The following is a 21190-nucleotide window of genomic DNA, read 5'->3' as shown; positions in this document are numbered from 1 at the left end:
AATGCAAAAGACAATTTTTATAACCGGCGCCTCTTCTGGGCTGGGAAAAGCAACCGCGAAACTCTTCCACCAAAAAGGCTGGTACGTAATCGCTACCATGCGTGAACCCGCGCACGAAACCGAGCTTACCGCACTCAATGATGTAACCATTCTGCCGCTCGACGTGACGGATCCGCAGCAAATCCAGTCAACCGTCGCGCAGGCAATTGCCATCAGAAATATCGACGTCGTTTTTAATAATGCAGGATATGGCTTGATGGGCGCGCTGGAAGCTTTGACTGATGAGCAAATTCTGAAAGAAGTAAACACCAATTTGCTGGGCGTGATCCGGGTAACCCAGGCTTTTATCCCGCATTTCAGGAAAAACAAGGGAGGCATGTTCCTTAGTACGACTTCGATGGGCGGACTTTTTGCATTTCCGCTGCACTCCATTTACCATGCGACGAAATTTGGCATCGAGGGCTGGTCGGAAAGTATGTCGTTTGAACTCGCGCCGCACAACATTGGCATTAAAACCATTGCGCCGGGCGGCTTTTCTACCAACTTTCTGGGCCGGTCGCTGGACCGGAGCAACCATCCGGCATACGCAGCCTTGGAGGAAAAATTATTTTCCAACATTGACACCATGATGGACGCCGCCTCCACCCCGGAGCAAATTGCGGAAATCGTTTTCGAAGCGGCTACCGATGGAAAAGACCAGGTAAGATACGTGGCCGGCGCCGACGCCAATGCCTTGTATGCGAGGCGACTGGAAATTGGTAGCGAAGCATTTCGCAGAGAAATTCGTGATGAGTTTTTTGGATAATTAAACATCGCAGGCAAACCTTCAAACGGGTTTGCCTGTTTTTCTGTTTTTTAAAAAAGATGAAAACGATCCACTCCATCACCGAATTTCACCGCCTGCATTCGCTGCCCGAACCCCAGCATCCGCTGGTAAGTATCATTAATGTGGCGGATATGAAATTCACAGACCGCTCGCTCTGGAAGCATTTTATGCTGCAATTTTATTGCGTGTCGTTGAAGAAAGGTATCATCGGAAAAGTCAGGTACGGCCAGCAAAATTACGACTTTGACAAAGGCCTGATGACATTCGTAGCAGCCGGGCAGGTGCAATCGCTGGAAGCGCCTGAGGATATGATCCTTGATCCGGATTTTGGCAGCGGCCAGGCGTTGTTATTCCACCAGGATTTTCTGTACACACATCCGCTGGCGACATCTGTCAGAAATCTGGGTTTTTTTTCCTATACAGTCAATGAAGCGCTGCATTTATCGGAAAAGGAAGAGCAGAATGTTGCGGCCATTTTTCAAAAAATCAGTGAAGAACTGGTGCATATCGACCGACACACACAGGAAATTGTGCTGTCACAAATCGACTTGCTCCTGAATTACAGCACGCGGTTTTACGAAAGACAATTCCTTACCAGAAAGGCAGTTAACCATGATTTATTGACCAAAATGGAAAACGTGCTCGCGTCCTACTTTGACCATCTCGCACCCGAAAAAAATGAGTTGCCAACCGTAGAATACCTGGCCGACCAGCTGAATTTATCGCCGCATTACCTGAGTGATATGCTGCGCTCGCTCACCGGGCTGAGTGCCCAGCAGCACATCCATGAAAAGCTGATCGAAAAGGCCAAACATTATCTGGCGACCACCAACTTGTCGGTCGCTGAAATTGCATACCAGCTGGGATTTGAATATGCGCAGTCCTTCAATAAACTATTCAAGAAAAAGATGCATGTGTCGCCGCTGGAATTCCGGCGATCGTTTAATTAAATATCGCTGTGAAGTGAATTGGATTCAATCGTATTTCGGCTGGTCGTGCATCTTTTGCGACAAACCTTTCAGCATTTCCATCAGATCTTCCAGGTTCACCGGCTTGCTGATGTAATCGTCCATGCCCGCGGCCTCGCATTGTTTCCTGTCGTCCTGCAAAGCATTGGCAGTCATGGCAATGATGTAGGGGCGGGTCGGATGGGTTGCCCTGATTTTTCTTGTGGCTTCAAGACCATCCATGCGCGGCATTTGAATGTCCATTAAAATGAGGTCAAATGCTTTTTCCGAAGTTCTGTTGACCGCTTCCAGGCCGTCGGTCACCAGTTCGGCCTGGTAACCCAGCTTGCCGAGCACATTCAGGATGACGATTTGATTCACCTTATTATCCTCTGCAACCAGTATTTCCAAAGGATACTTCGCAGAGAAATCCGAATGCAAAAGCTTCCCCGAAATATCCGATTGTGGCGGAGAGCCGGCTGCCTCCGCATTTTGTGGTTTCAATTGTCCATCGGATAAAACCTGCTTTTTAAAAAGAATAGAAAAGAAAAACGTGCTCCCCTCCCCTTCCTGGCTGGTTACGCCGATCGCCCCGCCCATCAGGTTTACCAACTTTTGACAAATAACAAGACCCAACCCTGTCCCGCCGTACTGCCGACTTGTGGAGGAATCTACCTGCGAAAATGCTTTAAAGAGACGGTCCATCTTGCTTTCGGAAATGCCGATCCCGCTGTCTTTGACCTCAAAATATAACCCTACCCGATCGCCGACATGTCTGCCATCGAGGCTGACAGACAAAACAACTTCACCTTCTTTGGTAAACTTGATGGCATTTCCGATCAGGTTGATCAACACCTGACGAAGCCTTTGTCCGTCGCCGATCAGCTGCTCAGGAACCCCCTCTCCTATTTTATACAAAAGATCCAGCTTCAACTCGGCCATTTTGGACATAAAAACATCCATCACATCTTCAATGCAGCTCCGGAGATTGAAAGCTCTTTCTTCCAGCTCCATATTCCCGGACTCAATTTTAGAAAAGTCAAGAATATCATTGATTACGGCCAGCAAGCTGCTACCGCTCGATTGAATACTTTTGGTGTAGCCGAGCTGCTCTTCGTCCAGGTTGGTCTCCGCCAAAAGAGAAGCCATCCCGATCACCCCGTTCATGGGCGTCCGGATTTCGTGGCTCATCACCGCCAAAAAGGAGCTTTTTGCCTGACTGGCCAGCTCTGCCTGCTGCTTGGCCCTTTTTTCTTCCTCGATCGCAATTTCTGCCATGCGCTTCGCCTTTCTTTCTTCCTCAATCGCCACTTCGAGTTGCAGGGTGCGCTGCTTCACTTTTCTTACAAGCAGTTTTTTCTGTCTGCGGTTGGATTGGGTGCGAAGCCTGTAAATTAGGATCAGCAAGCCCAGAAATCCGACCAGCGAGATCAGCCTGAACCACCAGGTAAGCCAGAAAGGCGGTCTTATGGTGATTTGCACCGAATTACCCTTGTTATTCCAAACGCCATCATTGTTGGAACCCCTCACCATGAATGTATAAGTCCCCGGGTCCAGGTTCGTGTAAGTGGCGGTACGCTTATTTCCAACGTAGCTCCACAGCGGATCAAATCCCTCTAATTTATATGCATACTGGTTTTTTTCCGGGATGGTATAGCTGAGCGCAGCAAATCCAAAAGTGATTACGGACTGTTTGTAAGAAAGCGTAATCGACTTTGTGTCAGCGATATCTCTTTTTAAAATGCTGGATTTGTCACCTACCGAAACCGGCCTGTTGAATATCTGGAAGCTGGTAAGGTAAACCGGCGGAACAAAAACATTGTACTTAATGCTGTCGGGAAAGAATGTGCTGAAACCATTTACCCCGCCAAAAAACATTTGTCCCGACTTGGTAACATAAGCCGAATTATCCCTGAACTCGTTGCTTTGCAGCCCGTCTTTCACACCAAAATTCCGGAAAGTCTTGCTGGCGATATTGAACCGTGAAATTCCCTTATTTGTACTGAGCCACAGGTTTTTATGACGATCTTCCAGCATCGCAAAAACAACATTGCTGGCCAGGCCGTCCCTTTCCGTGAAGGCTTTAAATGTTTGTTTACGAGTGTCAAAATAGTTGAGCCCGCCGCCCACTGTCCCGATCCACAAATTGCCGCCATCAGCCTCCCGGATGCACTGGACTTTGTCGTGCGACAAAAAGGACGTTTTTTTCGGGTGCCGCTGGTACCGGGTAAAATGCCTGCCGCTGCTGTCAAGCCGGTTCAACCCGCTATAAGTCCCTACCCAGATCACCCGGTTTTTGTCCTGAAAAACAGTGGTCACAATGTCCGAGCTGATGCTGGTGCTATCGGCGGGATCGGTGCGGTAATGTTTGAATTTCCCGGTTTTAATGTTGTAATAATTCAGTCCGCCGCCCCAGGTCCCTATCCATAAATTTCCGTCTATATCGCTGAAAAGGTTGTTTACATCGGCAATCGACAGACTGTTGGGATCTTTGGGATTGGGTAAATGGTGTTTTGCGATACCTGTTTTTGTATTGAAAAGATCGAATCCGCCATCGTGGTATCCCAATGCCAGTACATCGTCGGAAATCCGCACGATAGAAATCACATAATCATTACTGATTGAATTTGGGTTCCGGGGATCGTGGCGGTAGCTGCTGAATGTGTTGTTGTTATAATTAAAAACATTCAGCCCGCCGCCATCGGTACCGATCCATATCTTATCCCCTGAGCTGTCGCCGCGTAAAGACAACACAACATTGTCTGTCAGGCTGCCCGGATCACCCTGCAAGTGCCTGTAAGAAAGAAATTTCTCTCCATACCTCGGCAGAAAATCGACCCCGCCGGCATAGGTACCTACCCAAATGTTTTCAGCATTATCCTGATAAATTGTATAAACCGAGTTATTACCCAGCGAACTTGGTTCGTTGGACCGGTGGTCGTAAGTCACAAACTGCCCTTTTACATTCAAAACACTGATTCCACCATTTTCCGTCCCTATCCAAATGCTGCCATTTTTGGCCGGGAGAATCGTGAGAATATCGTTGTGGGCAATGGAATTTTTATCGGCTGGATTGTGAATAAAGTTGCGAAAAGACCTGTCTCTGACATTGTAAAGAAACAAACCGGCACTTTTTGTACCAACCCACAAATTACCCGAAAGGTCCATGCTCAGCGCCCTGATGCCCGGTGCCGGAGAACAATGTGCACAGCCCAGATCAATGCTTCTGCTGGCGTACTTGTTGTTGTTGACTATCACCTGAAAAAGCCCGCTCCCCGTGCCGAGCCAGAGTGAGCCATCGGTATTTTCAATGACCCGGTAAATGGGATTTTTGATTTTACTTCCGCTGGTCTGTCCCGCATTTAGCAGCAGCTGAATGGTATTTTTTTCTCTGTTAAATAAAAATAAACCTTCCTGCGTCGCCAGCCAGATCCTGTTTTTACTATCCTCAAAAAGGTCGTTGATATCCTGGGTGAAGTAATGTATAAAGCTGTTTTTCGTCCGGTCAAATCTATCCAGTCCGTTGGAAGTGGCGACCCACAGATTGCCTTGTTTATCTTCCAGTAAATCCTGGATGTAGCTATCGGAAATGCTGCTTTTATCGTAGGCGTCATGTTTGTAATGTGTGAAAACGTAGCCGTCGTACTTGTTCAATCCGTCCTCGGTTCCAAACCACATGAAGCCCTTTTTGTCTTTCAGGATCGCAGAGACGTGACTTTGAGCCAGCCCTTCATTGGTGGTAAGGTGATTGAATTTCACACTTTGCGCCTGGACGACGCTCATCAGTACCCACCAAATAAACGCGATAGCTACTGCGTGTTTCATACATCGTAAAAGGCTGATCAATAATAAGTCATACAAGATATAAAATTAGTTCTACCAAAAAAATAGTCGGTTTTTCTAAGTCAAATAAACTAAACGCCATTTGCTATACGCAGCAGGTTATCCATGTTTTACTTTCAGTTCCGTGCGAAGAAAGTCGTCAGATTTCCGATTGGTTTATTGTGTCAGCAGGTAAAATGCTGCTGGAATTGACTTTTGTGCATTTAGCCGGGGGCAATAAAGCCTTCGGCGCCCAATTTATTTAATTCAAATATTTTATGAATCGCAAAGTCCTGATTGTCACCGGTGATGGTGGTGAAAGTTACGAAACCCTCTATGCCGTCCACCGCTTTCAGGAAGAAGGCGACATTGCCGTAATCGCCGCCCCGAGCAAACGCCGGCTGAACCTGGTCATGCACGATTTTGAACTTGGCTGGGATACCTACGTTGAGCGCCCCGGCTACTGCCTGGCTTCCGACCTGACGATTGAGGATGCGGTAGCGGAAGATTATGACGCGATCCTGCTCCTGGGCGGCCGCGCCCCCGAATACCTCCGCAACCACGCCGTGCTGCTGGAATTGGTACGCGAATTCGACCGGCAGGGAAAATGGGTTCTGGCCATCTGCCACGGAATCCAGATCCTGGTCACCGCCGGACTAGCCAAAGACCGGACATTAACCGCTTACGAACACGTGCGCACCGAAATCGAAATGGGAGGCGGCACCTACTCGACCCAGCAAGCCATCCGCGACGGAAACATCATCACCGGACAAACCTGGCAATCCCACCCGGATTTTTACAGGGAGGTATTTGCCTGCCTGAAATGACCAGGGTTTTACAAATGTGAGGACGGTTTTTGCTTTACAAATCAGATCAGTCTTTTGCCGGCGCGATAAACAACTCGTAAAGAGAGTCTTTCTTGCCCAAATACTGATCTGCCTCCATTTGCGACCATTTTGCTTTCAGAACTTCGTAAATGTTCGGGTAAGCGTCATACGGAATCGGCTGAAAACTGACCTGATCCGGCGCGATACGGTGCGTTGCTACATTGACGCTCGCTGCGCGGACAATCCGGCCAACCGTAATCAGGGATGAACTCGCCAGCAACAAAGCCAGAATGAATAGCAGGGGAGCCTTTTTTGCCCGCTGAAAAAAGGCATTCAGCCCATTTTGGTCAGATATACCTTCGTAAAGATAGAGCCCCGCAACGATGAGCAGGGGCATTAAACCCCTGAAAAGGAAGTCATTCACCTTCCCGATCCTGTAAATTGGAAAAACCGTGATAAACAAAAGGATCAGGAAAAAAGGGAGTGCGGGAATCCGGGATGTACCCGAACCTTTGATAAACCGGAATGCCAGGTAAAATACCAGGATATTCAGACCAATGTTGATGAAATATTCCAGGACCCTGCTCGGCATGTGATCAGGAAACTGCCATAAAAAGCCGGAAATCGGTGCTTTTTCATGCGAGAGATATAGGATGAGTATTGGCAAGCAGCACAGGCAAGGCAACATTACATCCAGCACAACCCGCCTCAAATTGAATGTTTCGTTGTTTCTCAGCCACTGCACCACAATCAGGATGCCAATTAACAAACCGGAAGTAAAAGCCGGAAAAACAGCCCACCAGAAAGAGAGCGCGACGGGCAACACCATCGTTTCCAGATCGATCCGCTTTTTTAATGTGTGAAATAACATTCCCCCGATGATCAGGGTTGGGATCACCTGGTTGGGCACCCAAAGCAGGTTTTCGAAATTGGACCACGCCTCGACGCCAAAATCCCCGAATTCATAGAGATAGCCAAACAATTTAAAGAAAATACTTTTGAGCACATGCGGCAGGTCGCCGACGCCTAAAACGATAAAAACAAAGAATATGCTTCTGTGCAGCGACAAGTACAGCCAGCTCACGCCGAGCAGTAAGCCCAGGTAACTCCATAGAAAAATAGCGCCTTCACTAATACTCCCGATCATTTTTGAGTAAAGCGCCGGAACAAGATAAAAGCCATAGTAATAGGCGATGACGGGACCATCGTCAGGAATTCGAATCGGCCAGTCATACTTAAAAAGCTCGTAGAATTTGGTATTATGGCACCAGTAATCGAAGGTTTGATAGCATAAACCGGAAATCCCGGACACGCAGGTCAGGATGAGCGAAAAACCGCCGATTACCAGCATGTCACGCCAGGTAAATACCTTTTCGTCACTGAACCTCTGATCTTTGGAGATGGTGTATAAGATAAAAAGGCAGAGGACGAGCCCTGAAATTCGCACAAAACCGCTTGTCCAGTAAAAGAAAAAAAGAAGGTTGGGAAGACACAGATACCAAATGCTCGCGCGCCGGAGGAGCTGGGAACTCATTTTTATTATTGATTAGGAGAATTGTTGAGACATATAAATGTCGCAGTAAATTCTCAATCAACCTAAAAAAAGTAGCTTTTAGGTTACTTAGCAGTTGGGCGGGAATGCGTGGGATCGGGGGCTCCGTCGGTCCAGGAGGACATTCAATGTTGAATATGCGGAAGCTTTCGCGAATCAGTTTGTATCGTTTTCTGATATGCCAGCTTGACGAAAAAATTGTTGGCCAGTACGGCAATTAAGAACCCGACGAGCAGGGCGAGCAGTAATTTATTGCTTGTCTTCATGATGTTATGATTGATGACTATTTAATTTCTGGTTACCTGCATATCATATAGCGTTTTCACTTCTTCTATACTGATATTGAGCAGCTGTAAGGTTGAAAAGAATAATGGCAGTTCGGTTTCTATAAAACGTTCCTTTCGGTATGATAAAATTTTCTCTTTACCCATTATAGAAACAGAATACCCTACCCCACGTTTATTGGTAATAATATCACGGGTTTGAAGATATTCATAGCTTCTTAAAATGGTGTGGGGATTTACTTCCATTGAAACGGCAAGTTCCCGAACAGAAGGAATCCGCTCCCCCTCGTTCCACTTTCCCTGCAAAATTCCGTCACAGATATAATCTGCTATCTGCATGTATATTGATTGTCTGTCTCTAAAATCCACTTGGGCAAAATTAAATCTGCTTTTCTTTTAAGCGTAGATTTGCAACGAGGTACAAGCCCGAAATCAGGAGTATGGGAAGAAGATATTGCAAGGGAAAAATCAGATCTCCTGCCGAAACGCGATACACTTTCAAGCTATTATCACGAACAACCGACCAGCCCGCAAATGGGATCGCACCCAACATTAACGGATATCCTGCCAAGAATTTAGCAAAGGCTGTATTTAAGACACTTAGTAAAATAGCACCAGCAATGGAGAAGCTAAGGGTCTTTACATAAGATAACTTGGAGAAGTAGATTGAGCCTGCGAAAACGACACTATGAAACAAGAAATAACAATAGGAGATGTAAATCATAACATCCTCACTAACAGCAGTATAAAATGTTGCTCCGGTTGGAATTTTTACATTTGCAATATCGATGATCCTATAATGCATTTGCCAAAAAAAGACCAGAAAAGCTATAAGAAAAGCGAAATTAACAACCAATGAACAAATGATTTTCTCAGCCGTTGACGCTGGTGTCATCAATGCAAATATACCTTTGGTGCCATCGACGTAATCCGACAAAGCAATGCTGGTATAACAGGTACTTCCAAAAAATAGAATTGGAATTGCACCATATTGAACCAGCTGACTCAGGTGATTATATTCGTTAAAAAATAGCGGCGGCAGCAGCAAAAGTAATGTGCAACCTATAAGTAATGATCCCATCCACGCATAACTTTTCCATTTTTGAAAAAAGTCAAGCTGAATTAATATGCCAATTCTTTGAAAACTAAATGATTTTTCCATTAAATGTATTGGTCTATTTTTAATGTATACTTAATTTCTCACAGGCAGTTGATCAAAAATTTCCTTCATACTTGAAGGACTTTCAATAACCGCATTGAACAGGTATTCAAGATTAATTTGCCCTGCATTACCAAATATATTCTTTGTCACAACCTTATATCCGCCTGGACTGATTTGCGCATATAATACATCCTCGTGATCTTGTAATTCAGGACGAATCTGAAACGACAGCAGCTGCGAAACTTCATCAGTTTTGGCTTGAAGCGCTAATTTATTTTCATGCAATATGATTATCGTATCGATCAGATTTTCCAAATCACGGACCTGATGCGTCGCCATTACGATAATGCGCTCTTCATTAAAAGTCGACAATACCAGCTTTTTAAACTGCGTCTTGGAAGGTATATCCAACCCGTTTGTCGGCTCATCCATTAACAAGACCTTGGTGTTGGCGGCTAATGCAAAGGCAATAATCACTTTTTTTCGCTGCCCATAAGAGAGGTTGTCCAATTTTTCATTTTCGAATATATCGAACTGAAAGATCGCTTTTACGAATACGCCATGATCAAAATTGACATAAAGCGAACCATATCTTTCCGACAAACTTTTGACAGTGCCCGACGGCAGATAAGGCTCCTCTGGTATGTAAAAAACCTCTCGCAGAAACCCAGGCCGCCTTTCAAAGGGTTTGAAACCAAAGACATCGATCTCGCCCTTATCCGGAAAAACCAAACCAGCAATATGTCTCAATAATGTCGATTTACCCTCCCCATTTCTGCCCAACAAGCCGTAGATGTGGCCCGGCACCAAGTTCAGGCTCAGATTTTCAAATAACGGTTTACGTCGCTTATACCGGAAAGAAACGTTATCAAATGTGATCATAATAAGTGATTTAGTGTTGTAGATAGCTACATCACTTAGAAGGAGACGGTGGGATGTATTTACTCTTGGATGATTTAAATTTTTGTAATTATCAATCTTGATACTTTAAAAGTCATTTTCATCCAACTTAGTAGATTGATCAAAAGTGGAAGAAAATTTAACGTAGAACTTGCGCTTAACAATTTTGTTCCTATTTTTGCACCACGTTTCGGATACGCCGAAACATTTAGAGAGATGGCAGAGTGGTCGATTGCGACGGTCTTGAAAACCGTTGACTGTAACAGGTCCGGGGGTTCGAATCCCTCTCTCTCTGCGAAATCAAATATTAAAAAGCATCAAAAGCCTGCAAATCAACGATTTGTAGGCTTTTTTCTTTTTAATTTAATGCCAAAAATGTTCAAAAATTCCCAATATGTTGGTGAGCAGTTCGGTGAGCAGTTGGAAGGAAAAAAAATTGCTCACCGAATCGCTTGTAACGTGTTATATATGAACATGTTTACGGCGTACACATCTTGATTTCAATTGGTTGCAATCATAATTTTAAATCATTTAAAATCTGATTGCTATGTTAACAAAAAGCTTCACGTTGCTATTTTATCTAAAGAAACGCAACAATTACGCCAAGGGAGAATTGCCGATCTACATGCGGTTGACAGTGGATGGTCAAAGGATTGAAATTAGTACTAAAAGGAAGTGTGAGCCGGAAAAATGGAACTCGTCAGCAGGTAGGAAGAATGGTGTCAAAGAGGATGTGAAAAGTCTCAATGCTTATTTGGATACCCTACAATCTAAGGTTTATGATGTTCACAGGCAGTTGATAGAAGCTGGTAAGACCATTACAGCTGAGTCTGTAAAAAATGTTCTTGTCGGAAGTGCGGTAAAGCCAAAGATGATCCTGGAGATTTTTTACGAGCATAACGATAAGATGTCAAAGCTGGTGGGAACAGACTTTGCTCCGGGTACATTGGAACGGTATAAAACGTCTTATGAACATACTAAAGAATTCATAAGGTATAAGTATCGGACAGACGATCTGGAGATTGACAAGCTTGATTACGACTTTATAGCCGACTACGAATTCTGGATGAAGGCTGTGCGGAAATGCAGCCACAATACCACGATGAAGTATCTATCGAATTTTAAAAAGATATCTCTTCTGTGCATTAAGCGGGGATGGCTACCACGTGACCCTTTTCATGCTTACAAAATGACAAAGCATGAAGTTGACCGACAAGCGCTGACTGGTCCTGAATTACAATTGATTACTAATCGTGATTTCGGGCAAGGTCGACTGGCTCAGGTACGGGACATATTTTTATTCTGTTGCTACACTGGGCTGGCTTATGCTGATGTTTTCAAGCTTAAACGTTCCGAAATTATTGATGGTAGCGATGGCGAAAAGTGGGTTGTAATAAAACGACAAAAAACTGACTCGGCGTCGAGAATTCCACTTCTTCCACAAGCGTTGTTGATCGTCGCTGAATACAACGAGCATCCGCAATGCATAAATCAGGATAGACTGCTCCCGGTACTATCTAATCAGAAAATGAATTCCTACCTTAAGGAAATTTCTGATCTGTGTGGTATTACCAAGGCTATTACCTTTCATTTGGCCAGACACACTTTCGCGACAACCGTTACTTTGACCAATGGAGTGCCAATTGAGAGCGTTTCAAAAATGTTGGGACATCGGAATATCAAAACAACTCAGCTTTACGCTAAGATTGTAGACAAGAAAATCGGGGATGATATGAGAAAGTTGAAGGAAGTATTAGGTAATTCGTAGATAACTGTTTGACAATCAAACTCGGCAAAAGGGCAGCTAAAAAAGTGGCCCTATTTCCTAAGACTGCGAGAAGCCGCCAAAAGCTTACGGCATAATGGCGGCTTTTTCTATTGTAAAGAATATCAAAAGCTATGCCGCCAGCCCGTCGGGCACTTATTCCGTTTCCTTTTGGCTGATAAAGGGCCACTGTTAGAAGGGCTTTCTTTTTTCTCGTTTTTTCTTTGTCAAACATTCATTTTAAGGGAGCGAGAGGAAGAAGAAAGAAAATTATTTCTAACTTCTAACGGCAGTAATCATGGCTCACAACATCAATTTCAATGAAATCACTCAAAAAGACAGTTTCTTTTCGGTAAAAGAAAAAGCATGGCATGGACTCGGTCAAATCGTGGATCAGTATCCGACAAGTGGCGAAGCAATTAATCACGCAGGTTTGGACTACCAAGTTCAAAAAGCGGGTTTGTTTGCAGCAAATCTGAGCAGTCAAAATCCGACTGAAAACGTGCCGGTACCAAATTTTTATGCAACTATGCGAACTGATAACGGGGCAGTTTTGGGAATAGTTGGCAAGGATTATCAAATTGTTCAGAATCGGAATGCATTTACATTTTTTGACAGCATCGTGGGCGGTGATGGAATTATGTATGAGACAGCTGGCGCACTTGGAAAGGGTGAAAGGATCTTTATCACTGCCAAATTACCCGGTTACATTGAGGTTGGCAGAGACGATTTAATTGAAAAGTACCTTTTCCTGACAACCTCGCATGATGGAAGTGGAAGTATTACAGCCGCATTTACGCCGGTTCGGATCGTCTGCGCCAATACGCTCAACGCCGCGATGAAAAACATGACCAACGTGGTCAAAATCCGGCACACTAGTAACGCGACTGAAAGGCTGACGACAGCGCACAAAGTCATGGGCATAGCAAGCCGGTTTAGTGATCAGGTTGGAGAGGTATTCAATCAATGGGCAAAGAAACCAATCACCGATCCACAACTCAGAAAACTGATCGAAATCGCTATGGCACCAAATAAACAAGTATTAGGGAATCTGAAAGATGGCAAGGACAATGCTCTATCAACGCAGTTCATCAATATTGTCGAAGATGTTTACGAATATGCTTTGTCAAATCCAACCCAGCAATTGCCCTCAACAATGGGCACCGTATTTGGAGCTTACAATGCAGTGACAGGTTATTTTCAGAACGTTCGTAGATTCCAGAATGACGAGGCTAAATTGAAATCGATAGTGCTCGGCGGAACTGCTCAGTTAAGATCCCAAGCAGCTTTTAATTTGTGCAGTGAATTTACTCTGCGCGGTCCGGCATCACTTAATTAGGTCATTTTCATATCTCCGTCGACAATTTCGGTCAACGGAGATACTTTTAAAAATTCGCCTGCGGTTCGAAGCTTTCATCAGCTTCGAACCGCAGGCGTTCTATTTAAAGACTATTGAATTTCCGTTTAATGCTGATTAAATATTTCTACCAATATCAAAAGTATCCCGCCCACGATTGACAATGCTGAAATAATCATCAAGACCCCCTCGATAGTTGATATCATAACTGCCGACCAATAGCTAGTAAATAGCTGTGCCCCTCCATATCCGCGGCGTTTGAAGCGCCGTCTCGATACGAAAATCCGGACTCCTGCGCCAATTAGAAGCAATATTAGTCCGTAAGAGATCACAGATGTAATACTGAATATCAGAGCCATAGCCGTAATTTATATTGGTGATCTTTCAAAGCTAGCCAGTGTCACTACTACATTCAAGCCTTGATACAAGCCTGCACAGAATTTTCAATTATTCGATCAGCCAGATTTTGCTGCCGTCTGTGGGATGGTACGATGGCAAATATTTGATATAGCCCAGCTCTTCCAATTCCTTCAGATACTTGTGATAAGTCTTTGTACTTTTCGCCCTTGACATTTGCATGATCATTCGCCGGGTCACCTGGAATGGGCTTGATTGACGATTCTTTTCCCAGAGCAGAACAAGTGCCAAATATGTTCCCATATGCCATATTCTAACCCTCTGGTCAATCATGATACGGTTGATAAACTTTCCTATTGATCTCTTCATCATTTTCCTCGTTTTGTGTCAGCTTGCATAAGCGATTGAATATCCTGAAATGCGTAGAAGAATGATCCGCCAATCTTGCTGGGTCTAAGTTGCCCGTTAACCCGGAGGTTTTGCAACGTCCCAGCTGAGATGTTGAGCAACTTACGAACGTCCGCGCTTCTCAGCCATTTCTTGGGCTCTTGCTTAGAGCCAGCCAGAAGCTGTTTTAAATCTTCAAGCAGTTCCCGGCGCAGAATTTGCAAATCTTCTCTCGTGATTACTTCAATGTTCATATTGCAATGGTTTTGAGAATACGTTTTAAGTACTATCGGGAAGCGAAATCCTGCTGGGCTGATTTTTCTTGAACGAAGGCTCGTAGCAGATATATCCAAATTCATTTAGCTCCCGTAGCGCTTTATAGTAAGTTTTTCCACTCGAAATTTTGGCAACCTGCATCAATTCAAAACCAAACATCGAAAGGCCGTTTTGGCCAGTTTTACGCAGGCTTTGCAGGATAGCAGTGTAGACGCTGATATGTGTAACTGTCACACGGGCGTCTACACTGATTTTCTTGAAAAATCGGTCTAGGTGGGATGCGACATCCATAACTCATTGACTAAGTGCCACACCTTTCGATTTCTTGACTTTATTACCCGAATGGTGATCTTTTTCATCGTCCCCGGGGAGGTCATTGGAAACCTTCTGGTCATATTTTTGGCCGTTAGACTGCGATACGTTTTGGGACTGGCGATTCCCTATTTTATGCATATTCGCATCAAATACAGTCAGCGTTTTGAATTGTGGATTCGCCTCGATGTACCGGCGCTGCTCGTTGCCATTTTCCAGGAAAGTCACGGATTGCCTATTCCCTTTTTGAAGTGAATCCAGCATTCTGGATTTGTCCTGGGCATTTTGTAGTTCTTTAATCGGATGTTTGGCCAGCTCCTTTTCAAGATCAAACCCATAGTTGGAGTGAAATTGTTTGAGCTTGTAATTTCCGGCATTGTCAGTTTGCTTGAAATCCATTTGAAGCCAGGCGTTATAGATTTTTCCTTCTTTATTCGTAAGATCCTTATTAACCGCCCTGCCGCTCATGAGATTATAGCCTTCCTTTAATGTAATGTTGTTATCCTTGCCCACATAGAAGGACTGGTTCATTTTCTCAGCCTGTTGGTCCCGTTTCAGTGAAGCATCATAGCTATTGAAGAAATACATGTCGGTTGTCGCAGAGCGTTTGAAGTGCAGAGCGCTGCTCACTTCGTCTTTTCCAAACGTCGCTTGGTGTTGAAGGGTAAATTCCTGCGGTTGCTTATTAATGTTTTCTTTTAATTGATTTTCCAGACCATCACCGAAGCCGGAGTATTTGACTTGGTCGCGCAGGTATTCGAAGTTTTTCTCATTCATGATTTCTAGTGGTTAGTTTTTGAATAGTTATTGATGGATTGGTATGGCTTTCAGAAGGTGTAGGTTTCGGACTTTCAATTGTAGATGCCTACCACCGTTTCTCTCCTGAACTTGCACAGCCAGATACTTTTTATCAGGAATTGTCATTTTGGGGAGAGCAAAAACAAAAGAGTGTGACGACTGAGCTGCGACAACACTTGTATCTCCAAGGATATGCAGTGGCTTGACTTCCGTTTCCTGGATAGCTGTTCGTTTGGCGTTCTTCTTGTCGCGAATGAAAAACTTGAAATTTTCGATGGTGTATTTTAACAGCGAGTTATTGGAAAGCTCAATCTTATAAAGCAGTAGGTCGTCGTCGACAAAAATGCTTGATAGTGAGAGCTTCGCCTGCGAGGATTTGTCCTTCAACGAGATGTTTTGGGCTGAACTGTTTTGTGCTCTTTGCGCAGACTCGGCGATCTGCGCTTCATTGGGGTGATTATCCGGAAAAGTTGCCAAATCCGTTAAAGAGCTTTTAACTTGGATATTCAGCGATAGCGGCTGGCTTGCATACCTAACCAAAAACGAGAACAACCTCCCGTCCGCCGTGATAACGGTCAAATTTGTTGTGTCAAAATCAGCTTTTGCCGCTTTGACTTGCAAAATGTTTTCGACCCCAGTCGCTTTTTGAGCTAGAATGTCCCGGCTCCCACGATCAACCGTTTTAATTCCAAATGGAAAGATTATATGAGTGGTCTTGGATGTTGTTATTTCCAGCGGGACTGTGTCTATGACGTTGGTTTCCGTCACCTGGCAATTCCCACGAACCCCAAAAATTAGGCAAAGCAGTAGCTGACTCAAAAGAAAAACTCTCATGATAACAATGGATTAGTTGATTATAAATTAGATTGCCTTCGCGTCTTTGAGCAGCACGCGATATCCGGCTTTCACGCTGACTTGTATAAGTTTGGCTTTTCGACCTAGAAATGTTTTAGCTACCTCGATTCCTGCACTTGCGGCTTGTGCACCTACCGACGGATCGACAATTGGAACACTGACACTTTGGATTACCCGGTCAGACGATTGTTTACCAACGTCTCTGGAAAGTGCGCCCGGGATGTAGATTCCCTCAATGCCATCGAGATCGTAGACAAAAAGCTTAACTGTAAAGAGTGAATTGTTTTGCCTGATCCCTTCGATATCAACCCGCAATCGCTCCTGGTTTAGGCTAACTTTGCCGTAGACGAAGCTTCCTGCCAGGATGCGATTCCCGGCAATGAAAATATCGGTGGTTAGTCTTAGTTTGATCGTCGCGCCGGTGACTAAGGTCTGATTTTGATCAATAACCGCTTCAATTGTATTTTGAGCGGAATGCGCTAACTCATTATTGTCGAGCGCATAAAAACCAGTGTTGATATTTAAGTCAGTTTGCTGCTGATTAAGCGTGTCGGAGGATGTACTTGCCAACAAAGTATAATTTACATTTTCTCCCGCTGCTGCTACCGGATAGACTTGCTTCCCGTTTGCAATGGATTGTTCCCTAAGTTTTTCTTCCGCCAGGACCGGATTTTGAATCTGCATAATTTTGTCAAGCATCCCGTTAAGCTCTGTCATTTCTGGATCTTCCTCTTGTACCGCTTCCTCCATGTCGAGCCCTACCATCATTTGTTCAAGTCTCATCATTTCCGGACTCAATTCTTTATTAACCATTTTAGTTTTGGCAAAATTTTCGGTATCAAATTTTGGTTGACTGGTTTGCGAAAGCACTTTGTCCAGTTCCCTAAGCTTGTTATGGACTTGTTGATCCGCATCTTTCGTAGTTTCTACATCGGAAGAGCCAGCAGTTGCTTTTCGCTTTTTTCCAGGTCCGTTCAAATCTTTTAGAGGGATACCCAAGGGGCCGGACTTAGATGCTAGAAGTGTATCCTGATAATAAGGGTCTTTTTCGATTAGGTCTCGCAGCCTGGCCGAATCGGCAGCAGCTTTTTGATAGTAGCTAAGCTTGTCAAAATCCTTGTCATCCTTAAAGAACGCATCAGGTAATTTTAGGATAAGACCTTTGGGATCTTTTCCGGATGCAACGCCGTCTTTTTGTCTGCTCATAATCACCCAGAATAAGAGGGTCAGGAATGGTATAGCCAAAAGAGGAAGGAAAGTGTAAAACTTGCGCTGCTGCAAAAACTTACGGGTGTATGTTGTTTTCTGCATTGTCTTCGATTGTTTGTTTTGAATGTAAAATGCTATCGGCGACGAAGGCTCTTTCCAAACTATCCAGGTAGTGTTGGAAGGCCTGTTGCTTTGGACTTTCCGTCGCAGCGCGAATTGTTTGGTTCGTGTCAGTCAATTCTACGAGTGAATGTTCATCTCGATGCGTTAAAGAAGTTGGCAGAACTAGGATAAGGCAGTAACATGCCCCAAATCCCAATGCGGTGAAAAAGATGGCGAGCCGAAAGGCAGCTGGTATGCGGAACATCTTTTGGATCTTCCAACCAACTAATCGGCGCTTACAGGCTTTTCTATGCTCGTGATATTTTCTTGCTAAATCGTCCATCCTTACCGCTTCCGAATGGACGGGTTGCTGTTTGTGCCTGTTGAAGTCGTAAAACATTGCTTATCGGTTTTGTACGTTGACGTCCTTGTTTTCCAGTGTTGTCCAGCGCTCTATCAGAAAGCCGTGAGGATTATTATCGCTGCGGGATACGGTCCGAAGAAATCCCTCAGTGACTAGCCTGCGGGTCACGATGCTTGTTGAGCGGATGATCCGCTGAGATGCGACACAGTGAAATCGGTAGGGATAATCATCTGTGTCAACCTGGACGGTATCGACGCTAATCTGCTGGCTGATGTTTCCCGAAATGATGCTGGAATAAAATCCCGATTCTTTCAGATTTTCATATTGAGCCTTCGCAGAACCGTCTGCCAGATAAAGTGCTTTCACAAGGTTGAACTGGATCACCTTGTCATCTGGATCGAGCGTAAAGAAGAATCGATGAAAGCTTGCTACGTGATCACGGGCTTCAACCGGGATATTCTCTTTTCGTTCAGACGCATAAGCTTCGAGCACCTTCCCACTGGCCAGGATGTACACTTTATCCTGGGTCTCATCCACCAGCTGATAGCTTTTGTAGATTGCAAAGCAGCAGAAGCCTATACAGCCGATGATCACGAGCAATGTAAAGCTGCGGACATGCCGGAATGCAGTTTCCAGATTTTTGGCTTTTGTAAACATAACATTGTTTGGTTATTGATTTTGAGATTTGGGCATGGCCGTACTTTTCGGTAATGAGCCGAAGCCACCGCCTGCCGGGAAAGCCCTATTTCCAAAGCCGGTGGCTGTCTGCGAAAACAGCGTAGTAACTTTATAAAGAAATGGATTCCCACCTCCGGCCTGAACTATGTAGTTAGCTGTTGCGGGTACTGCGAAATATCCCACGATCCCGATGATCAGGAAGATCAGGTAAGCCATATCCGTCGAGCTGAAAAATGTTTCGCCAGCACCTTCCACCTGGCTAATATCCAGTGTCAGCATCATTTCCTGGATTTTGCCAATGATAGCGCCAAAAATGTTCGCGACCGGCAGCCAAAAAAAGATGTTAATGTAGCGGGCAATCCACCCCGTAAGCGTATGCTGAAAACCGTCAAAAACCGAGATACCAAAAGCAATAGGGCCGACAATGGCTAGGACAATCAACTGAAATGTCCGAAGCGTATTGATACAGAGTGCGGCAGCTTCAAATAGCAACCTGAGTATTTCGCTCATCCACTCCTTGATGGAATTCCTGAAATTGTAGGAAGCTTTTGCCATCGAAAATTTGATGTCATTACCTACGCTGGCCATGATCCCTTCGCCTGACGGATCCTCGTTCCCGTGCGTGTACTTATACCATTTGTCCCTGTCCCCATTTCCCGTTGCACCGATATACATTTGCCAGGCGTTGGTTTTCATAATCGCCTCTTCCTTTTTCTTCAATAGCAAAGTAATCGCCTCGTTTGAGCCTTCGACCATCGCAGATGTAGCGCGAACTACTGGTGACATTATACCATTGATCATTGCCAGAACAGAAGGGAAAATCAGGATTGCAAATCCGATCACAAACGGTCTGAAAAGAGGATAAAAATCGATCGGCTCTGCGTTTGCCAGGTGCCGCCAGATCCGTGAGGCGATATACCATATTGCGGCAAAGCCAGCGATACCGCGTCCGACGCTAATCAACTTCGCACACATGGGCATCATCTCGTCGTAGAGTTTGTCAAGCACACTATGCAGTCCACTAATTTGTTCAGGAAAGCCCTGCGCGAAGGAAATCTGAGGCAAAGCGGTAGCTAACACCGCTATTATAGCGGCTCTTGTAAATGCGTTCATAATTTTGAGATTAGAGCTGGATGCCGTTTAACTCTGCGCTGGTTTCGACTTCAACAGCAACTTTGGCACGTTGCAAGCCGAGGGTTGCAGCTGTGGAGTTGAAGTGGCGAAGAAAGACAAGCTTGTCCTGCATTTCTTCGTGGATTTTGTCAATGGCTGATAACCGCTCATCGTCAGACATTCGCATTTTTTTGGCTGTAACTACCATTGTTAGTGCATCCAGGTTTTTCAAACTTTGGTTGATCAACCTGGCATAGACGCGCTCCATGTAATCGAGCTCATCCTTGTTGAAGTATTTTCCGGATTGAAATTGGCCGAACGCTGTCCTATATTCGGAGACTAGTTTTAGCTGAAAGTCAATGATCTCGGCGATCCGTTTGTAGCGTTTTACGGCGGGGCTTACTTCCAGTAAACCGTCCAAAAACGCTTCGTGCAGCTTGAAATTTCCTTTCGAAATATCCTTGATGGTTGTGTAGCCTTTGAATAGGATATCGTAACCCGCTTTCAGCTCCTTCAATATTTTACGAAGTTGATTTAGCTTCTGGATATTCAAAATCAGCTGAGTGACTTCCGGCGTTTGCGCCGACGCTTGTTTTGCAGGAATAAGCATCGCGCCAAATACAAAAAGTATCAATACGTTTCTCATTGTTTTCAATTTATGCCGCGCAGTGCCCGACCGGTTATCACATCGCCTTTCTCCTTCATCCTCGCCGCCGCCAGTACCGCCGACTCGTTACAAAAAGCTTTTGAAAACGTGAGGTTGAAAAGTGTTTGCTGGTAAAGCGCCTCGATCCTTCTTATTCGCTCATCGTCGGTCATTGCAAGATTTCCATCGATGGTCACTTCTTCGAGTGTGCGCATTATTTTATCGCAATCGGAATCTAGCCGGTCAAACACGGCCCGGAGGTAAGCGAGCTCATCGCCGCTGAGATATTCAGTCAGGCCATTTTTCGAAAGACATGTCGAGCAAATGTTTCTAACATCACCGTTGTACGCGCCGATCCATTTGATCTTTGGGAGGTTGGCAATTTTCGGATTGACAATTTTGAGAGAATCAACGTAATTTTTGTGGAGTTTGAATTCACCCCGCTTCAAATCTCCAATGGCGGTCAATCCCTGCTTAGCGATTTTGTACCCTTTTTCCGTCAGCTCCAAATAGATTTTCAGCTGGGCGATCTGCTCGATCAGGTACTTCTTCTGGGTCTTTTTCTGCCGAAACCATTCCTTGAATGTCTGCGCTTGCAAAGTCGTGTTGATGAAAATCATGGTCAGTAAAATTAAAATCCCTTTCATGATC

General features: G+C 44.8%; 22 protein-coding genes and 1 tRNA gene. 6 read left to right on the top strand and 17 right to left on the bottom strand.

Features of this window, described 5'->3' with window-relative positions; all coding sequences use genetic code 11:
• Position 1: 1 nt before the first annotated feature.
• Both FEN17_RS18590 and FEN17_RS18585 read left to right on the top strand, forming a co-directional pair.
• On the top strand, positions 2 to 805 hold the full coding sequence (locus tag FEN17_RS18590) for an SDR family oxidoreductase (RefSeq protein ID WP_138366808.1): 804 nt from the start codon (positions 2 to 4) through the stop codon (positions 803 to 805).
• A gap of 59 nt (positions 806 to 864) precedes the next feature.
• A complete protein-coding gene (locus FEN17_RS18585) occupies positions 865 to 1776 on the top strand; it encodes a helix-turn-helix domain-containing protein (RefSeq protein ID WP_138366807.1) in 912 nt (303 codons plus the stop codon).
• A gap of 24 nt (positions 1777 to 1800) precedes the next feature.
• Here the strand turns inward: FEN17_RS18585 and FEN17_RS18580 are convergent, their stop codons facing one another.
• Positions 1801 to 5598: a hybrid sensor histidine kinase/response regulator gene (locus FEN17_RS18580; RefSeq protein WP_138366806.1), complete on the bottom strand. Its 3798-nt coding sequence runs from the start codon at positions 5596 to 5598 to the stop codon at positions 1801 to 1803.
• 275 nt (positions 5599 to 5873) lie between these two features.
• On the opposite strand from FEN17_RS18580, the gene FEN17_RS18575 reads away from it, so the two are divergent.
• Positions 5874 to 6422, top strand: a complete 549-nt coding sequence (locus FEN17_RS18575) for a DJ-1/PfpI family protein (RefSeq protein WP_138366805.1) — start codon at positions 5874 to 5876, stop codon at positions 6420 to 6422.
• A gap of 46 nt (positions 6423 to 6468) precedes the next feature.
• On the opposite strand, the gene FEN17_RS18570 is transcribed toward FEN17_RS18575, so the two are convergent.
• From FEN17_RS18570 to FEN17_RS18555, 5 genes are all read right to left on the bottom strand, one after another.
• Positions 6469 to 7956, bottom strand: coding sequence for a hypothetical protein (locus FEN17_RS18570; protein ID WP_138366804.1), 1488 nt, complete (start codon positions 7954 to 7956; stop codon positions 6469 to 6471).
• A 143-nt stretch (positions 7957 to 8099) separates the two neighbouring features.
• Positions 8100 to 8240 (bottom strand): hypothetical protein, encoded by a 141-nt coding sequence (locus FEN17_RS27515; protein ID WP_205748171.1) that lies wholly within the window; start codon positions 8238 to 8240, stop codon positions 8100 to 8102.
• Positions 8241 to 8261: 21 nt separating this feature from the next.
• Positions 8262 to 8597 carry a GntR family transcriptional regulator gene (locus FEN17_RS18565; RefSeq protein WP_229208877.1) on the bottom strand — a complete coding sequence of 112 codons (336 nt, stop codon included), beginning with the start codon at positions 8595 to 8597 and terminating at the stop codon, positions 8262 to 8264.
• 40 nt (positions 8598 to 8637) lie between these two features.
• Positions 8638 to 9420, bottom strand: coding sequence for a hypothetical protein (locus tag FEN17_RS18560; RefSeq protein WP_138366802.1), 783 nt, complete (start codon positions 9418 to 9420; stop codon positions 8638 to 8640).
• 30 nt (positions 9421 to 9450) lie between these two features.
• Positions 9451 to 10302, bottom strand: coding sequence for an ABC transporter ATP-binding protein (locus tag FEN17_RS18555; protein WP_138366801.1), 852 nt, complete (start codon positions 10300 to 10302; stop codon positions 9451 to 9453).
• Positions 10303 to 10530: 228 nt separating this feature from the next.
• Between FEN17_RS18555 and FEN17_RS18550 the strand changes: the two genes are divergently transcribed.
• From FEN17_RS18550 to FEN17_RS18540, 3 genes are all read left to right on the top strand, one after another.
• Positions 10531 to 10615 (top strand) — tRNA-Ser (locus FEN17_RS18550).
• A gap of 252 nt (positions 10616 to 10867) precedes the next feature.
• The gene (locus FEN17_RS18545) at positions 10868 to 12088 is read left to right on the top strand and encodes a site-specific integrase (RefSeq protein ID WP_138366800.1); all 1221 of its coding nucleotides are present in this window, start codon (positions 10868 to 10870) and stop codon (positions 12086 to 12088) included.
• Between the two features lie 295 nt (positions 12089 to 12383).
• The gene (locus tag FEN17_RS18540) at positions 12384 to 13424 is read left to right on the top strand and encodes a DUF932 domain-containing protein (RefSeq protein ID WP_138366799.1); all 1041 of its coding nucleotides are present in this window, start codon (positions 12384 to 12386) and stop codon (positions 13422 to 13424) included.
• A gap of 465 nt (positions 13425 to 13889) precedes the next feature.
• Here FEN17_RS18540 and FEN17_RS18535 read toward each other — a convergent pair whose 3' ends face one another.
• From FEN17_RS18535 to FEN17_RS18485, 11 genes are all read right to left on the bottom strand, one after another.
• Positions 13890 to 14102: a hypothetical protein gene (locus tag FEN17_RS18535; RefSeq protein WP_229208876.1), complete on the bottom strand. Its 213-nt coding sequence runs from the start codon at positions 14100 to 14102 to the stop codon at positions 13890 to 13892.
• A 65-nt stretch (positions 14103 to 14167) separates the two neighbouring features.
• On the bottom strand, positions 14168 to 14440 hold the full coding sequence (locus tag FEN17_RS18530) for a helix-turn-helix domain-containing protein (protein ID WP_138366798.1): 273 nt from the start codon (positions 14438 to 14440) through the stop codon (positions 14168 to 14170).
• Positions 14441 to 14465: 25 nt separating this feature from the next.
• Complete coding sequence (locus tag FEN17_RS18525; RefSeq protein ID WP_138366797.1) at positions 14466 to 14753, bottom strand: hypothetical protein; 288 nt, start codon at positions 14751 to 14753, stop codon at positions 14466 to 14468.
• A gap of 3 nt (positions 14754 to 14756) precedes the next feature.
• A complete protein-coding gene (locus tag FEN17_RS18520; RefSeq protein WP_138366796.1) occupies positions 14757 to 15551 on the bottom strand; it encodes a hypothetical protein in 795 nt (264 codons plus the stop codon).
• Between the two features lie 27 nt (positions 15552 to 15578).
• Entirely contained in the window at positions 15579 to 16406 is an 828-nt protein-coding gene (gene traN, locus FEN17_RS18515) for a conjugative transposon protein TraN (RefSeq protein WP_138366795.1), read from the bottom strand.
• A 27-nt stretch (positions 16407 to 16433) separates the two neighbouring features.
• The gene (traM, locus tag FEN17_RS18510; protein WP_138366794.1) at positions 16434 to 17738 is read right to left on the bottom strand and encodes a conjugative transposon protein TraM; all 1305 of its coding nucleotides are present in this window, start codon (positions 17736 to 17738) and stop codon (positions 16434 to 16436) included.
• The gene (locus FEN17_RS18505; RefSeq protein WP_138366793.1) at positions 17713 to 18138 is read right to left on the bottom strand and encodes a hypothetical protein; all 426 of its coding nucleotides are present in this window, start codon (positions 18136 to 18138) and stop codon (positions 17713 to 17715) included. The genes traM and FEN17_RS18505 overlap by 26 nt, the downstream gene beginning before the upstream one ends.
• Positions 18139 to 18141: 3 nt before the next feature.
• Complete coding sequence (gene traK / locus FEN17_RS18500; protein ID WP_138366792.1) at positions 18142 to 18759, bottom strand: conjugative transposon protein TraK; 618 nt, start codon at positions 18757 to 18759, stop codon at positions 18142 to 18144.
• 12 nt (positions 18760 to 18771) lie between these two features.
• A complete protein-coding gene (gene traJ / locus FEN17_RS18495) occupies positions 18772 to 19893 on the bottom strand; it encodes a conjugative transposon protein TraJ (protein WP_138366791.1) in 1122 nt (373 codons plus the stop codon).
• A 10-nt stretch (positions 19894 to 19903) separates the two neighbouring features.
• Positions 19904 to 20539: a TerB family tellurite resistance protein gene (locus FEN17_RS18490; protein ID WP_138366790.1), complete on the bottom strand. Its 636-nt coding sequence runs from the start codon at positions 20537 to 20539 to the stop codon at positions 19904 to 19906.
• A 5-nt stretch (positions 20540 to 20544) separates the two neighbouring features.
• The gene (locus FEN17_RS18485; protein WP_138366789.1) at positions 20545 to 21186 is read right to left on the bottom strand and encodes a hypothetical protein; all 642 of its coding nucleotides are present in this window, start codon (positions 21184 to 21186) and stop codon (positions 20545 to 20547) included.
• Positions 21187 to 21190 lie beyond the last annotated feature (4 nt).

The sequence above is a fragment of the Dyadobacter luticola genome (assembly GCF_005860805.1).
In the GTDB taxonomy this organism is placed as follows: domain Bacteria; phylum Bacteroidota; class Bacteroidia; order Cytophagales; family Spirosomataceae; genus Dyadobacter; species Dyadobacter luticola.
This window is presented reverse-complemented; position numbering and strand designations above follow the sequence as displayed.

What these genes read in the sequence shown, in the direction of transcription:
- FEN17_RS18590 (WP_138366808.1), top strand. Translation starts at nt 2, where the DNA reads ATGCAAAAGACAATTTTTATAACCGGCGCCTCTTCTGGGCTGGGAAAA.
- FEN17_RS18585 (WP_138366807.1), top strand. Translation starts at nt 865, where the DNA reads ATGAAAACGATCCACTCCATCACCGAATTTCACCGCCTGCATTCGCTG.
- FEN17_RS18580 (WP_138366806.1), bottom strand. Translation starts at nt 5,598, where the DNA reads ATGAAACACGCAGTAGCTATCGCGTTTATTTGGTGGGTACTGATGAGC.
- FEN17_RS18575 (WP_138366805.1), top strand. Translation starts at nt 5,874, where the DNA reads ATGAATCGCAAAGTCCTGATTGTCACCGGTGATGGTGGTGAAAGTTAC.
- FEN17_RS18570 (WP_138366804.1), bottom strand. Translation starts at nt 7,956, where the DNA reads ATGAGTTCCCAGCTCCTCCGGCGCGCGAGCATTTGGTATCTGTGTCTT.
- FEN17_RS27515 (WP_205748171.1), bottom strand. Translation starts at nt 8,240, where the DNA reads ATGAAGACAAGCAATAAATTACTGCTCGCCCTGCTCGTCGGGTTCTTA.
- FEN17_RS18565 (WP_229208877.1), bottom strand. Translation starts at nt 8,597, where the DNA reads ATGCAGATAGCAGATTATATCTGTGACGGAATTTTGCAGGGAAAGTGG.
- FEN17_RS18560 (WP_138366802.1), bottom strand. Translation starts at nt 9,420, where the DNA reads ATGGAAAAATCATTTAGTTTTCAAAGAATTGGCATATTAATTCAGCTT.
- FEN17_RS18555 (WP_138366801.1), bottom strand. Translation starts at nt 10,302, where the DNA reads ATGATCACATTTGATAACGTTTCTTTCCGGTATAAGCGACGTAAACCG.
- FEN17_RS18545 (WP_138366800.1), top strand. Translation starts at nt 10,868, where the DNA reads ATGTTAACAAAAAGCTTCACGTTGCTATTTTATCTAAAGAAACGCAAC.
- FEN17_RS18540 (WP_138366799.1), top strand. Translation starts at nt 12,384, where the DNA reads ATGGCTCACAACATCAATTTCAATGAAATCACTCAAAAAGACAGTTTC.
- FEN17_RS18535 (WP_229208876.1), bottom strand. Translation starts at nt 14,102, where the DNA reads ATGGGAACATATTTGGCACTTGTTCTGCTCTGGGAAAAGAATCGTCAA.
- FEN17_RS18530 (WP_138366798.1), bottom strand. Translation starts at nt 14,440, where the DNA reads ATGAACATTGAAGTAATCACGAGAGAAGATTTGCAAATTCTGCGCCGG.
- FEN17_RS18525 (WP_138366797.1), bottom strand. Translation starts at nt 14,753, where the DNA reads ATGGATGTCGCATCCCACCTAGACCGATTTTTCAAGAAAATCAGTGTA.
- FEN17_RS18520 (WP_138366796.1), bottom strand. Translation starts at nt 15,551, where the DNA reads ATGAATGAGAAAAACTTCGAATACCTGCGCGACCAAGTCAAATACTCC.
- traN (WP_138366795.1), bottom strand. Translation starts at nt 16,406, where the DNA reads ATGAGAGTTTTTCTTTTGAGTCAGCTACTGCTTTGCCTAATTTTTGGG.
- traM (WP_138366794.1), bottom strand. Translation starts at nt 17,738, where the DNA reads ATGCAGAAAACAACATACACCCGTAAGTTTTTGCAGCAGCGCAAGTTT.
- FEN17_RS18505 (WP_138366793.1), bottom strand. Translation starts at nt 18,138, where the DNA reads ATGTTTTACGACTTCAACAGGCACAAACAGCAACCCGTCCATTCGGAA.
- traK (WP_138366792.1), bottom strand. Translation starts at nt 18,759, where the DNA reads ATGTTTACAAAAGCCAAAAATCTGGAAACTGCATTCCGGCATGTCCGC.
- traJ (WP_138366791.1), bottom strand. Translation starts at nt 19,893, where the DNA reads ATGAACGCATTTACAAGAGCCGCTATAATAGCGGTGTTAGCTACCGCT.
- FEN17_RS18490 (WP_138366790.1), bottom strand. Translation starts at nt 20,539, where the DNA reads ATGAGAAACGTATTGATACTTTTTGTATTTGGCGCGATGCTTATTCCT.
- FEN17_RS18485 (WP_138366789.1), bottom strand. Translation starts at nt 21,186, where the DNA reads ATGAAAGGGATTTTAATTTTACTGACCATGATTTTCATCAACACGACT.